Source organism: Mycobacterium gallinarum (assembly GCF_010726765.1).
Classification (GTDB): Bacteria; Actinomycetota; Actinomycetes; order Mycobacteriales; family Mycobacteriaceae; genus Mycobacterium; species Mycobacterium gallinarum.
Window position 1 is genome coordinate 714,291 of the sequence record NZ_AP022601.1, and the last position, 12,762, is coordinate 727,052.

A 12,762-nucleotide genomic window follows, 5' to 3' on the forward strand; every position below is an offset into this window, starting at 1 on the left:
ACCCCCGGATTGACGCCGAGGAATCAGCCGGGCTGCTTGATCCCAGCCGCGTGCCGCAGCTGTGCCAAAAACTGGTCGTCGTCGTCGCTGCGCACGATGTAGTGCGAGATCGCGACGCGAATTGCGGTGGCCGCCTTGACCGCTCCGTTCGGGCCGCTCAGCAGCTTTTCGAGGCGCGCCCGCATCATCGGAAGAATCCGGCCCAGCTGCCCGATCACGACTTCGGGTTCGATGTCGACCAGTCGCACACCCGAGTAGGAGTGCTGGTACTCGACGATGAATCGCAGCGCCGCGTCGAGTTTCTCGGTGCCGCGCAGGCCCGCTGTCGCCTTGCTGATCCCGTTGTCGAACATCTCGCGTTCGTGGATGCCGAACGCATCGAGCAGTTCCTGCTTGGAGGCGAACCAGCGATACAGCGTCGGCCGGGAGACGCCGGCCTGAAGGGCGACTTCGGAGAGGCTGAGCTTGGTCTGTCCACTGCGGGCGAGTACTTCGGCGGTCGCGACGAGGATTCGGTGTCGGGTCGAGGAGTCCTCGGCTGCTACGGATGTATCGCGCAGTGGATCGTTCACCTTCTGTGCCTCAATCGTTTGGGTTCCATGAGTTTAGTTCGTCACACGCAGCGACTTCTCGAGGACCGCGACCGTGTCGAGATCGTCGAGCGCCGTGACCGCACGCCGCAAACCCTCCAACGCGATGTCTTCGTCCTGCATGCCACCCATCCCGGCGGTGATGAGGGCGGCGGTGTACGCGTACAGCGCACCTTCCCGGTAGCGCTGCCACAGGTCGTCGCGGTCGAGTTCCGGCCCGCCCGCGGCGGCCAGCGCATGGCGGTACCCGTCGAGGATGTCGCGCTGGCTGGCCTGCCGGTCGGTGGCCGTCATGCTCGTGATCAGGGTGTAGGACAGTTCACGGCCGGGGTGCCCGCGGCGCACGGCCTGCCAGTCGAGCAGGCCGGCCTCGCCGTTGCGGAAGTAGACGTTGCCCGGGTGGGCGTCGCCGTGCATCACCGTGTTCGGGGTGGCGTCCAGGAGGGTCGCGACGGCGCGGTAATTCTCGTCGATGAACCGGCCCCGAGCGACGTCGATATCGGTGCGCTCGGCGATCCGGCGAGCGGACCGCTTCAGCAGCGCGCCGACCATCAGCGACGAGTAGTCGTTCGACGCCGAGTACACCCAGGCGGGGATCCGGCCCCAGAACGTCGCGTGCAGCCGGGCCAGCAGGTCGACGATTTTGACCGCACGATCGGTGCTGATCGGCTCGAGCGTGGTCGGGAACTCGCATTCGTCCGCGGGGAGGTCTTCCAGCACAAGCACGTAACGTCCGGTGAGGGCGTCGAACGCGGATCCGTATGACCTGGGTAGCCCGCTCAGTTCCGGTGACAGCTCCCGGTAGAACCGGGTCTCGGTCTCGCCGAGTCGGCCCACCTCCCCCATGAGGCGGGTCGCGGCCGTTTCGGCGGCCATCTTGACGAACACCGAAGCCGGGACGTCGTCACCGGTGAGTGCGATGCGGACTCGCGACGACGTCCCCGCGTCGCCCCCGATCACCGACATCGACGTCACCTTGCGCCCCATCACGAATGACAGGTATGCCGCGTCGAGATCGTCTACCGTGCGGGGGAGCGACCGAACACGGCCGATGGCGGCGTCGGTGACGATACGTTGTACACCGCGCCCGAGATGCGACGCGAGGCCGACGACCGGCGCAACTGACTTCACCTCGCTAGTTTACAAATTTGCCATGATTTGTAAAGCTGTGCCGGAAAGGAATCCGATGGCCGGACCGTTGGCGGGTGTCAGAGTCGTCGAACTCGGTGTGTGGGTCGCGGGACCCGCGGCCGGTGGGATCCTGGCGGACTGGGGCGCCGACGTCGTCAAGATCGAGCCGCCCGACGGTGACCCCGCACGGATGTTCGGCCGAATGCTGGGCGTCGAGGACGGCTCGAGTCCGCCCTTCGAAATGGACAACCGCGGTAAGCGCAGCATCGTGCTCGATGTCACGACCGAGGACGGATGTGCGACCGCGCGTGAGTTGTTAAGCGGCGCGGACGTTTTCCTGACCAACGTTCGACCGGCCGCGCTGGCGCGGGTGGGGCTGGACTTCGAGGCGGTGGCCGCGGACAACCCCGCGCTGGTGTACGGCCTGATCACCGGCTACGGCGAACGCGGCCCCGACGCCGACCGTGCCGCTTTCGACGTCGCCGCGTTCTGGGCACGATCGGGCCTGGCGCACCTGCTTACGCGGCCCGGTGACACGCCGCCGTTTCAGCGCGGCGGCATGGGGGACCACACCGCGGGGATGACCTTGGCGGCAGCGGTGTGCGCGGCGCTTGTGGCCCGCGGCCGCACCGGCAGGGGGCAGCTGGTCAGCACGTCGTTGTACCGGCAGGGCGCTTACACCGTCAGCTTCGACCTCAACACGTTCTTGATGACGGGCAATCCCATCGCGATCGGCCAGCGTGAGTCGATGGGCAATCCATGCATGAACAACTACGCCGCCGGTGACGGACGACGCTTCTGGATCGTGGGCCTGCAGGCGGGTCGGCACTGGCCGCCGCTGTGCCGGGCCGTCGGCCGGGCCGACTGGCTGACCGACCCTCGCTATGACACGCCGTTGAACCGCGCCGTCAACTCGCGGGAACTGATCGCCGAGCTCGACGAGATCTTCGCAACCAAGCCGCTCGAGGATTGGGCGAAAATCTTTGCGGGCGAACCGGATTTCTTCTGGTCGCCGATCAACTCGCTCGAGGACGTCATGGCCGACGAGCAGTTCTACGCATCGGGCGGCATTGTGAACGTGCCAGACGGCGAGGGTGGCATATCGATGGTGGCCTCGCCCGCCGACTTCCACGGCACACCATGGGAACCGCGCTCGCCCGCACCGCAACTGGGGCAGCACACCGACGAGATCCTCGCCGAACTAGCGGATCGGCGCCCCTGACCGCCGGCTTTACAGATTGTGATCGAAATGTCACGCTCTGTGGATGGGCTATTCCGCCGCAGACGAGTCATTCACCCATCAGCTGCCCCGGCCGTTCGACGAGGTGCACCATCCGGACTCCACGTGGTCGGACCGGTGCTACTTCTTCGCCGCCTCGCCCGACGGCGACCTGCTGTTGGCGTCCGGCTACGGCAACAACCCCAACACGAAGTCGGGACTCGGCTATGTCAAGGTGACGTTCGCCGACGGGCGCCACTACGACCTGCTGGCGGGCCGACCGGTTGACGGTGGTGGCCGCGCCGATGTGGGTGCAGGACCGATGCGGTGGACCTGCGTCGAGCCGCTGAAGAAGTGGAAGCTAGAGGTCGAACCGAACAACTCGGGCATCGCGTGGGAGCTGTACTACGAACCCACCGCACCGATGTGGGAGCTCCTGCCGCTCAAGGTGACCGGCAAGAGCGGACGGGTCATCGCGGACATGTATCACATGAAGGAGCCCGGCAAATGGACCGGCTGGGTGGAGGTCAACGGTGAGCGCATTTCCGTCGACGGCTTTCACGGTGGTCGCGACCGGACCTTCGGCGTCCGGGTGGCCGACGAGATCGACTTCTGGCTCTGGCTCGACGCAGGATTCGAGGATCGCGCCATCGAGGCCTGGATTTTCGAAACCGCCGACGGCACAGTGACGTACGTAGACGGCGGTATCACCCACAGCGACGGCACGCTGTCGAAGCGGTTCGTCAAGATCGAGCACGACGTCGAGTTCGACGGCGAGCACAAACGGCCGGCCAAGGCCGTGCTGGTGTTCACCGACGAAGGCGGCACGCAATACCGGGTCACCGCCGAGTCGGCCCATCAACACGTGAACGCCTATTACGGACTGCCGATGTCGAAGTGCACCTACGAAGACCTCGGCGGGGGTGAGTACTTCATTCACTTCCTCTGGGACAGCAAAGAACACGGAGAACTCGTCGAGAACGAGGACAAGGCGATGGCCGTCGACCAGTTGATGCGGTTCGACTTCGAGGGGCGCACCGGATGGGGCATCTTCGAGGTCCTCATGGGCGGAGACGCGTACCCCCGCTACCCGAACTGGCGCCCGATGGACATGAAGAAGTTCAAGCAGGACCGTCGTGCGGTCGACCGCAAGGCAGACGAGGAGAAATGAGCTACGGGGCAGAGGTTGTCGACCGGCTCACCGAATGGCTGCATACCCAGCTGCCCGGCACCGACGGTCTGCGGCTCGAGGGCCTTGATCGCGTGGAGTTCGGGCATTCGGCCGAAATGATGGTGTTGACGATCGTCTCGACCGCAGGACGGCGCGACGTCGTGATCCGGTTACGGCCGCCGGCCCCGGCGCTGCTCGAACCCTATGACCTGGCAAAGCAATTCACGGTGCTGCGCGCGCTGGAGGGCTCGGCTGTCCGGGTACCCCGCGCGCTGTGGCTGGAAGATACCGGTGCCGTCCTGGGCCGGCCGTTCTTCGTCATGGAACGGATGCCGGGGACGGTGTACGAGTTGGAGGCGCCATCCGAACCCGAGGTGGACCCCGCCGGCGTCACGCGGATGTGCTTGAGCATGGCAGAGCAACTGGCGGCGATCCACACGGTGAACGTCGCCGACGCCAGGCTGGATTCCCTGGCCGACGGCCTCAGTCACCTCGACCGCGAGATCGGACACTGGTCCGAGGAGATGCAACGGGTCAAACGCGGCACGCTGCCAGCGCTCGAGCGACTGCTGCACGAACTCAAGGCAAGTCAACCCGCGCCATCGACCGCCGTGACCCTCGTGCACGGCGACGCCAAGCCCGGAAACTTCGCTTTCGTCGGCGGCGAGGTCAGTGCGGTGTTCGATTGGGAACTGACCACGATCGGCGACCCGATGACCGATATCGGTTACCTGGAGTTGTTGTGGTGCATGCCGGTAGGGATCCCAAGCCACCAGGCCGCACCGACCATCGACGACGTCGTCGCCCACTACGCGACCGCAAGCGGGCTGACGATCGCCAACCGGGAGTGGTATCGCGCCCTCAACGCCTTCAAGCTCGCCGTGATCAACCTGATCGGCTCCCGACTGTTCGACGACGGAGCCACCGATGACCAGCGCTTCATGCTGAACGCCTACGGCATACCGATGTTCACGCAGATGGGGCTCGCCGAACTGGGCGTCACCGAACCCCTCGACGACGGCCCGGTGCTACCCAGCGAGGAACGGATGAAGCAGGCGCGCGCGACGCACTGAGCTACGTGATACCCAAACGTTGTTCCAGCAAGCCGACGGAGTCGAGGTCCTCGATCGCCTGCGTGGTACTGGCCATCGCGGTAAGCGACACGTCGATCGGCTGCCACTGCGACCCCATCGCGGCGGTGGAAGCGGCGGCTATCCACGAGTAAACCGCGAACAGTCGATATTGCTCGTGCGCGGTTGAGGCGTCGAGTTCGACGCCCCTGCGGGACAACGCGGATCGATATCGGATGAGCAGCGCCTGCTCCTCGGCGCGCCGCGTCTCGATCGGCAGCGAATTGCACAGGAAGTAGGCGACATCGCGCACACCTGGCCCGCGGCCGACGACAGCCCAATCGTAGAAGCCGGTCCGATCCCCGTCGACGAATAGATTCCCGCTGTGGGTGTCACCGTGGATGAGGGTGCGCTCACCCTCGCCGAACAAGGCGACGATGTCGAGCGATCGGGAGGCGTAGAGGTCGCCGAGACGGCGGAACACCGCGGGCATGTCGTCGGCGAACTGGTCAAGCGCGGACACGATGAATTGCGCCCGGCGGGATGCTGTTTGGGCATCGGCCGGCTTGCGCTTCATGCCCGACGGGGTGCGCAGCCAGTTGAGGTCGCGACCCTGAAAGGCCGCGTGCAGAGTGGCGAGCTCGTCCATTGCCGATGCGGCGACCGCGATGATGTCGTCATCTTCAGGTGCGGGAAAGCGGCACCCCGAGGCGGTGAGATCCTCGAGCACCATCACGAACGAGCCGTCGGATTCGTCGTAGCCGGCATGCCAGACCTTCGGTGACCGTACGGGGAGTTCGCCGCCGACTTCGGAGTAGAGCCGCGCTTCGGCTACCCCGAGACCGATCTGACGCAGAAATCTTCGCTGCTCTGCTGCGAAGGGCTGCAGCTTGACGAACACGGTGTCGGGCACGTCCGGCGACTCCGATGATGACACGGTCAACCCGACGCGGGCGCGGCCGGTGGTTCCGGAATGCGCATCGAGGATGTCTACCGCATCGACGGGTGCGCCGAGGGCGTCGGTGAACCAGTCCGGCGTCAGCTCATCGACGCTCGACGGGATGTTCACTGCCCGGTCTCGGGGGCATGGTGTTTGACGCGGGCGGCGTGCCGGAGCTGATTGAGGAAGTCGGCGTCGTCGTCGCTGTGCACGACGTAGTGCGAAATCGCCACGCGCACAGCCGTCGACACGGCCAGGCCGGGATCGGGGCCCGACGCGAGCCGTTCGAGCCGCTGCCGCATCAGCGGTATCACCCGCGACAGCCGTTTGATGACCTGTGCCGGTTCGATGTCGATCATGCGCAGCCCGGGGTAGGACTGCTGGTAGTCGACGATGACCCGCAATGCCGCATCGAGCTTTTCGCACGCGGGCAGATCAGCGGTGGCCTCGGACACCGCGGTCTCGTAGAACTGGCGTTCCCACACCACAAACGCCTCGAGTAGTTCCTTCTTGGATGCGAACCATCGGTAAAGCGTGGGTCGCGACACCCCGGCCTGCGAGGCGACCTCTGACAGGCTGAGCTTGGTCATCCCGTTACGGCCCAGCACCTCCGCGGTGGCGGCGAGAATTCGTTGGCGCGTCGAGCTGTCGACCTCGACCCACGACTTCTCCATCGGCATAGCTTTACAAATTTTTGGCGAAGTGTCACGCTAAATCTGTGACAGCCCCACCTGTGCAGGCGCGTGAGTACAGCCGGTTCGACATCACCTCGCAAGACTTCTGGAGTCGGCCCTTCGACGCGCGTGACGAAGTTTTCGCCGAGCTTCGTGCTGGTGACGGCCTCACCTGGCACCGACCCTTCGATTCGTTGTTTCCGATGGAGGAACCCGGTTTCTGGGCGTTGACACGTCGCGCCGATATCGCTTTCGTCAGTCAGCACCCCGAGCTGTTCACGTCGGCGCAGGGGGTGGCGCTGAATCCGATGCCTGCCGAGATCCAGCGCTTCGCATCGTTCTTCCTGAGCATGGATCCGCCGCAGCACACCGTGTACCGCAGGCTCATCAGCTCGGCGTTCACGCCGCGCAACGTCCGCCAGATCGAAGAGCAGATCCACCGCAACGCCGTCGCGATCGTCGACGAACTCGTCGGTGCCGGGAATGTCGACTTCGTTGCCGCCTGCTCTGCGCGGCTGCCGATGCTGACGATCATGGACATGCTCGGTGTGCCGACCGCCGACCAGCCGGAGGTGGCCTACGCCGCCGAGAAGCTGTTCGGCATGAGCGACGACGAGTACGCGACGGCCGAGGAGCGGGCGGAAGACCCGATTGCGCAAATCACCCTGCTGGCGAACACGGGTGTCGAGCTGGCGCAGTTCCGGCGCAAGAATCCCGGCGACGACCTGATGACGGGAATCGTCAACGCCGAGGTCGACGGCCACCGGCTGACCGACGAGGAGATCGGCGCATTCCTGATCCTGTTGGCGTCGGCCGGGAACGACACCACCAAACAGGCCACGACGCACGCGATGCTGGCCCTGACCGAGAACCCCGCCCAGCGGGACTGGCTGATGGCGGACTTCGACAGCCGGATCGGTTCGGCCGTCGAAGAATTCGTCCGGTGGTCCTCACCGGTGCTGCAGTTCGCTCGTTTCGCGATCGAGGACACCGAGATCAACGGAGCGCCGGTACAGGCGGGCGACAAGGTCGGTCTGTTCTACTGTTCGGCCAACCGGGACGAAGCGGCCTTCTCCGATCCTGGAGTTTTCGATCTATCGCGGTCGCCCAACCCGCATCTCGGTTTCGGCGGCGGCGGACCACACTTCTGCCTCGGCAGCCAGCTGGCAAAGGCCGAGCTGCGAAACCTGTTCCGGGAGTTGCTGACCCGGTTGACCACCGTCGAGTTCGGTGAGCCCGACTTGCTCTACAGCAATTTCGTACATGGCGTCAAACGCCTGCCTGCGTTCGTTCGTTAGGAGTCACCATGCGGGTGGAAGTCGATCTGGACAAGTGCACCGGCCACGGCATCTGCGAATCGATCGCCGAGGACGTGTTCGAGGTGGCCGATGACGGCATCGTCGTGATCCACGACAACGATCGGCCCGAATCCGACCGCGATCGGATGCAGCAGGCCGTGACCCAATGCCCCGTCGCGGCGCTGCGCCTGACCGACTGAGCCCATTTCGCCCGCTGTAGGTCTATGTTTGGCCAATGAAGCCGAGTCGCCTCGCGGCCGTGCTGATCGCCGTCGGCCTGACAATCGGCCTGGCCGGATGCGGCGCGTTCAAGCAGTCGATCGACGAGATCAACTACGTGGCCGAGGCCGCTCCCGCTTTCTCGGTGGTCAATGTCGCACGACCGGACGCCGCACTGGCGAGTGGTGCGGTCGTCGAGCAGGCGGGGCACAGCGTTGTCAGGGTCATCAGCCTGGCCCACTCCTGCAACAAGGTCATGTCGGGTAGCGGTTTCGTAACCGCGCCGGGTCGGGTGATTACCAGCGCGCATGTGGTAGCGGGTGGGGATCGCGTCAGCGTCTCGCTGGACGGTCAGGAACTCACCGCCATGGTGGTGATGTTCGACCCGCTCACCGATATCTCCATCCTCGACGTTCCCGGTCTACAGGCGCCGCCGCTGGACTTCTCTCAAGACACCGCGCCAACTGGCACCGACGCCGTGGTGTTGGGGTATCCCGGTGGCGGACCGTTCGTCGCATATCCGGCGAGGGTTCGGGAAGTCGTCGAGATCAAGGTTTCAGACCTCTATCGGGTGCTGGCTTTGAGCCGCGAGGTCTATGCAATTAGAGGCAGAGTCGGGCACGGCGATTCCGGCGGACCGCTGATCGACCGTGATGGACGGGTACTCGGCATGACTTTCGGTGCGGCGGTTCACGATCCGGAGATCGGCTTCGTACTCACCGCGAAGCTGATCTACCCACACGCCGTCGATTCCACGGCGATGGAGCCGGTTTCGACCGGCCCCTGTATCAACTGACTGGTCAACGGCCCGGCATCGGCCGGACCAGCACCGACTCCTGAATCGCGCCGACGGGACCTGATACGTCGAACAGTGTGCCGATCGTCGTACCGATGCCGTCGGGGCCGTAGTTGGTCTCGGCGCGGATTCCGATCCACTCGCCCTCCGGAATCCGGTGTACATGCACGACCAGGTCGGTGTTCATGAACGTCCACTTCCGGATGTCGAGCTTGGTGCCGATGCCGTTGGCGTCGTCGGCGACCGCGAAGAGGCGCTCCAGCGCGGTCATGGACTCGCCCTTGACGAGGTCGACTTCCGGCCGGATCCAGGACTCGCCGGGCCCGTCGCTCATCGGCTGGGTCAGCCACCGCCAATCGAGGCTGTGCACATAGTTGCGGTCCCAGTCCTTCTTCATGTCGGGGCTGTGTGCCTCCGAGAGCGGCCGCAACGGTGGCGCAGACGTGCGAACGACGTCCGCGGTGTCGATCGTCTTCAGCCGCCACCCGCTCGCGCGTGCGACCGCGCGGGGCTCACCGTCACGTCCGGGGGCCAGCATCTCGGCACTGACCAACTCGATCTGCTTGCCGGAGCGCTCGATTCGGGATCGCACCCACAGATCCCCTTCGGCAGGCACAGCGCCCAGCAGGTCGATCATCACTCGGCTCAGACGGGTGTCGTCGCGCGCCTCGCATTTCTCCAAGGCGCGCGCCAACAGCGCTGAAACCGGTGCGCCGTGCTGTATCTCGGCCGTCCACGTGCTGCGGACGAGGTCGGTCGCGGCGAACTTCTCGCCGAGCGGGTCGGTGGCATCGACCAGCTCGTAGTAGCAATCGCTCACGGCAGCCCGGCTCCCGGGATGTCCAGGGTCACCGCGTCGACGCGTGAGTCCTTGGTCCCGACCAGCCGCTGCGGATAGGCGTCCGTACTGGACAGCAGGAACAGCGTGCGCCGTTCCGGCCCTCCGAGTGTGCAGGCGATCGCGATGCGCTCGTCCATCTCGATCCGATCGGTGACGGCGCCGCCCTCCTCGATCCGCTCGAAGGCGTGGGCCAGTGTCATCGCCACCCACACCCCTCCCTCGGCATCGAGACAGATGCCGTCCGGCGGGCCGTCGAGCACGTCGGCGAATATCCTTCGGCCGCCCAGTGATCCGTCGGCCGCGACGGTGAACGCGGTCAGCCGCCGCCCGGTCGACTCGGCCACGATCAGCGTCGTGCGGTCCGCTGTGATCGCCATTCCGTTGGGGAAGTCGAGATTCTCGGCGACAACGGCGATCGAGCCGTCGGGATCGACCCGCACGATCACCCCGCCTTCCCGCGCCTGGGATCCGACGTAAGCGCGGCCCGCATCGTCGATCACCATGTCGCCGAGCGCCGCGGGAACGAGGTCGGCCAGTTCGGCGATCGGGTCGACGGTGTACCCGTCATAGCGCAGCAGCCGGCGCTGCTCACCCGACACGATCAGCAGGGTGCCGTCGGGCCGGAATCCCAACCCCGATGGGTGATGGCCGGGCAGCGGGAGGGTGGTCAGGTCCCCACGCAGGTTGACGGTGTGCACCGCCTCACCCAGCATGTCGGAGAACCACAGCAATCCCTCGAACCACCGGGGGCCCTCGCCGAAACAGAAACCTTTGGTCAGTGTCGTCAGGGTCTCGGCACCTTTACAAATCACGTCACAAGTGTCACGCTCGCATGGTGCGACTGTCAACTAGGTGGCGGGTGTGAAGAAGTTCTACGGCCACACGCTTCTGTATCTCCACGAGACGATTGCGCTGGGTGAAGGCCGAAGCGAGCAATTCACCGAGGTCTTCAGCGAGGTCTACCACCCCATGATGGAGGCGCTCGGCGCGCGCCTTTTCGCGATGTGGGAGACCACGCCGTACAACGGTCACTGGCCCCAGGCGACGATCATCTGGGAGATCGACGCGTTCGCCGACTACGCCCGCATCGGTAAAGCGCAGGCGTCCGGCGGCAGCCATGCCGATGCCGCGGCGACCTGGCGGACGTTCCTGTCCGAGATCCGAGCATCCGGTGAGGGCCGGATCATGTACGCCGGGAAGTTCAACAGGACACTCGCTCAGCTGGCGGATTCGAAGTTCTCGGCGGGTCTGGTGATCCAGGAGATCATGCAGACCAAGCCGGGTCGGCAGGACGACTACATCCGCGAACTCGAACGCCTCTACGTGCCGTGGTCGGAATCCACCGGAAAGCGATGGCTCGGGTCGTTCATCACGACGTTCAGATTCAACGAGGTCATTCACTATTGGGCGCTGGACGGCGACTGGGACTGCTTCGAGAACCACTACCCGTCGTGGAAGGACAGCCCGCCCGCCGAGATCGTCACGTGGATGAGCGTCGCGCCCGCGCTGCGCGACGGTTGGGAGGACTCGATTCTGCAGGCGCTGCCCCCGTCGCCGCTGCAATGAATTTCCAAGTGACGCAGCTGATGAAGAACTTCTTCTACGATCCGTTCGACCCCGCGGTGATGGCCGACCCTCTGCCGCACTACCGCGTCCTGCGCGACGACTATCCGGTGTATTACGTCGACAAGTGGGACACCTACGCGCTGTCGCGCTTCGACGACATCTGGCAGGTGCTGTCGATCAACGACGGGACGTTCGTCGCCTCTGAGGGAACTCTACCCGCGGCAACGGTTCTGGCGACGCGCAACGACGGCCCGGTGCCCGACCCGCCGCTACATCCGCTGCCGTTCCACGCGAACTTCGACGCGCCGATCTACGATTCCGTCCGCCGCTGCACATCGGGTCCGTTCCGGCCCAAATCCGTTGCAGTGCTGGCAGACCGAATCCGCGACCTGGCCAACGAGCGGCTCGACGAACTGCTGCCGCGTGGCACCTTCGACCTGACCCAGGACTACGGCGGCATCGTCGCGGCATCGGTGGTCTGCGAATTGGTCGGACTTCCGACCGATCTGGCATCCGATGTGTTGGCCACCGTGAACGCGGGAAGCCTGGCCCAGCCGGGCAGCGGGGTGGAGGTGGCCAACGCGCGCCCCGGCTACCTGGAGTACCTGGTGCCGATCATCGAGCGCAGGCGCGCCGGCGACGGGCCTGAGTCGCCGATCGCCGACAACCTCATCGGCTATCGCCTGCCGGACGGTTCGGCGCTGTCCGACATGGAGGCCGCCGTGCAGATGCTCGGCGTCTTCATCGGCGGAACGGAAACCGTGCCGAAGATCGTCGCGCACGGCCTCTGGGAACTGGGGCGGCGCCCAGACCAGTTGGCGGCCGTGCGAGCAGATCTCGACGCCAACGTGCCCGTCGCGCGTGAGGAGATGATCCGGTACTGCGCACCCGCGCAGTGGTTTGCGCGCACCCTGCGCAAGCCGTTCACCATGCACGGGACGACGATGATTCCGGGCCAGCGGGTCATCACGCTGCTCGCATCGGCCGGTCGCGACGAGCGTGAGTATCCCGAGCCGGACGAGTTCATCTGGGATCGCCGGATCGAGCGCCTGCTGGCGTTCGGCCGCGGACAGCACTTCTGCCTCGGTGTGCACCTCGCCCGCCTCGAAATCGCGATCATGGTGACCGAATGGCTGAAACGAGTGCCGGACTGGCGCATCATCAGTGCGGACGCTACGCGCCCGCCGTCCAGCTTCCAGTGGGGCTGGAACAGTGTTCCTGTCGAGGTCCATGTGGAGGTTGGGTGA

At 65.5% G+C, this 12,762-nt stretch carries 14 protein-coding genes; 8 read left to right on the plus strand and 6 right to left on the minus strand.

The window, feature by feature from the left end; all coding sequences use genetic code 11:
- Window positions 1-23 precede the first annotated feature (23 nt).
- Together G6N42_RS03480 and G6N42_RS03485 are read right to left on the minus strand one after the other, a co-directional pair.
- Complete coding sequence (locus tag G6N42_RS03480) at window positions 24-572, minus strand: TetR/AcrR family transcriptional regulator (RefSeq protein ID WP_163726112.1); 549 nt, start codon at window positions 570-572, stop codon at window positions 24-26.
- Window positions 573-605: 33 nt separating this feature from the next.
- Entirely contained in the window at window positions 606-1,721 is a 1,116-nt protein-coding gene (locus G6N42_RS03485) for a phosphotransferase (protein ID WP_163726115.1), read from the minus strand.
- 55 nt (window positions 1,722-1,776) lie between these two features.
- Here G6N42_RS03485 and G6N42_RS03490 point away from each other — a divergent pair, with 55 nt between their 5' ends.
- From G6N42_RS03490 to G6N42_RS03500, 3 genes are read left to right on the plus strand one after another with little or no spacing between them, the layout of a single operon-like run.
- The gene (locus tag G6N42_RS03490; protein ID WP_163726118.1) at window positions 1,777-2,943 is read left to right on the plus strand and encodes a CaiB/BaiF CoA transferase family protein; all 1,167 of its coding nucleotides are present in this window, start codon (window positions 1,777-1,779) and stop codon (window positions 2,941-2,943) included.
- A gap of 43 nt (window positions 2,944-2,986) precedes the next feature.
- A complete protein-coding gene (locus G6N42_RS03495) occupies window positions 2,987-4,111 on the plus strand; it encodes an Rv3169 family protein (RefSeq protein ID WP_163726121.1) in 1,125 nt (374 codons plus the stop codon).
- Window positions 4,108-5,184 carry a phosphotransferase family protein gene (locus G6N42_RS03500; RefSeq protein WP_163726124.1) on the plus strand — a complete coding sequence of 359 codons (1,077 nt, stop codon included), beginning with the start codon at window positions 4,108-4,110 and terminating at the stop codon, window positions 5,182-5,184. The genes G6N42_RS03495 and G6N42_RS03500 overlap by 4 nt, the downstream gene beginning before the upstream one ends.
- 1 nt (window position 5,185) lies before the next feature.
- On the opposite strand, the gene G6N42_RS03505 is transcribed toward G6N42_RS03500, so the two are convergent.
- Both G6N42_RS03505 and G6N42_RS03510 read right to left on the minus strand, forming a co-directional pair.
- Complete coding sequence (locus G6N42_RS03505) at window positions 5,186-6,250, minus strand: phosphotransferase family protein (protein WP_163726127.1); 1,065 nt, start codon at window positions 6,248-6,250, stop codon at window positions 5,186-5,188.
- Window positions 6,247-6,795, minus strand: coding sequence for a TetR/AcrR family transcriptional regulator (locus G6N42_RS03510; protein WP_163726130.1), 549 nt, complete (start codon window positions 6,793-6,795; stop codon window positions 6,247-6,249). Before G6N42_RS03510 ends, G6N42_RS03505 begins: the two co-directional genes overlap by 4 nt.
- 44 nt (window positions 6,796-6,839) lie before the next feature.
- Between G6N42_RS03510 and G6N42_RS03515 the strand changes: the two genes are divergently transcribed.
- Genes G6N42_RS03515 through G6N42_RS03525 form a run of 3 tightly spaced genes read left to right on the plus strand, consistent with a single transcriptional unit; the run spans window position 6,840 to window position 9,108 of the window.
- On the plus strand, window positions 6,840-8,093 hold the full coding sequence (locus tag G6N42_RS03515) for a cytochrome P450 (RefSeq protein ID WP_163726133.1): 1,254 nt from the start codon (window positions 6,840-6,842) through the stop codon (window positions 8,091-8,093).
- A gap of 8 nt (window positions 8,094-8,101) precedes the next feature.
- Window positions 8,102-8,293 carry a ferredoxin gene (locus G6N42_RS03520; RefSeq protein WP_163726136.1) on the plus strand — a complete coding sequence of 64 codons (192 nt, stop codon included), beginning with the start codon at window positions 8,102-8,104 and terminating at the stop codon, window positions 8,291-8,293.
- Between the two features lie 35 nt (window positions 8,294-8,328).
- Window positions 8,329-9,108, plus strand: a complete 780-nt coding sequence (locus G6N42_RS03525; protein WP_232076067.1) for a MarP family serine protease — start codon at window positions 8,329-8,331, stop codon at window positions 9,106-9,108.
- Between the two features lie 4 nt (window positions 9,109-9,112).
- Here G6N42_RS03525 and G6N42_RS03530 read toward each other — a convergent pair whose 3' ends face one another.
- Together G6N42_RS03530 and G6N42_RS03535 are read right to left on the minus strand one after the other, a co-directional pair.
- On the minus strand, window positions 9,113-9,928 hold the full coding sequence (locus G6N42_RS03530) for a thioesterase family protein (RefSeq protein WP_163726139.1): 816 nt from the start codon (window positions 9,926-9,928) through the stop codon (window positions 9,113-9,115).
- The gene (locus G6N42_RS03535; protein ID WP_174262005.1) at window positions 9,925-10,761 is read right to left on the minus strand and encodes an SMP-30/gluconolactonase/LRE family protein; all 837 of its coding nucleotides are present in this window, start codon (window positions 10,759-10,761) and stop codon (window positions 9,925-9,927) included. The genes G6N42_RS03530 and G6N42_RS03535 overlap by 4 nt, the downstream gene beginning before the upstream one ends.
- A 49-nt stretch (window positions 10,762-10,810) precedes the next feature.
- On the opposite strand from G6N42_RS03535, the gene G6N42_RS03540 reads away from it, so the two are divergent.
- Both G6N42_RS03540 and G6N42_RS03545 read left to right on the plus strand, forming a co-directional pair.
- Complete coding sequence (locus G6N42_RS03540) at window positions 10,811-11,515, plus strand: NIPSNAP family protein (protein ID WP_163726141.1); 705 nt, start codon at window positions 10,811-10,813, stop codon at window positions 11,513-11,515.
- A complete protein-coding gene (locus G6N42_RS03545) occupies window positions 11,512-12,762 on the plus strand; it encodes a cytochrome P450 (protein ID WP_163726144.1) in 1,251 nt (416 codons plus the stop codon). Before G6N42_RS03540 ends, G6N42_RS03545 begins: the two co-directional genes overlap by 4 nt.

Bases quoted from the DNA above. Each gene is read 5' to 3' on its own strand.
- G6N42_RS03490 (WP_163726118.1), top strand. From the start codon at position 1,777: ATGGCCGGACCGTTGGCGGGTGTCAGAGTCGTCGAACTCGGTGTGTGG.
- G6N42_RS03495 (WP_163726121.1), top strand. From the start codon at position 2,987: ATGGGCTATTCCGCCGCAGACGAGTCATTCACCCATCAGCTGCCCCGG.
- G6N42_RS03500 (WP_163726124.1), top strand. From the start codon at position 4,108: ATGAGCTACGGGGCAGAGGTTGTCGACCGGCTCACCGAATGGCTGCAT.
- G6N42_RS03510 (WP_163726130.1), bottom strand. From the start codon at position 6,795: ATGGAGAAGTCGTGGGTCGAGGTCGACAGCTCGACGCGCCAACGAATT.
- G6N42_RS03520 (WP_163726136.1), top strand. From the start codon at position 8,102: ATGCGGGTGGAAGTCGATCTGGACAAGTGCACCGGCCACGGCATCTGC.
- G6N42_RS03525 (WP_232076067.1), top strand. From the start codon at position 8,329: ATGAAGCCGAGTCGCCTCGCGGCCGTGCTGATCGCCGTCGGCCTGACA.
- G6N42_RS03545 (WP_163726144.1), top strand. From the start codon at position 11,512: ATGAATTTCCAAGTGACGCAGCTGATGAAGAACTTCTTCTACGATCCG.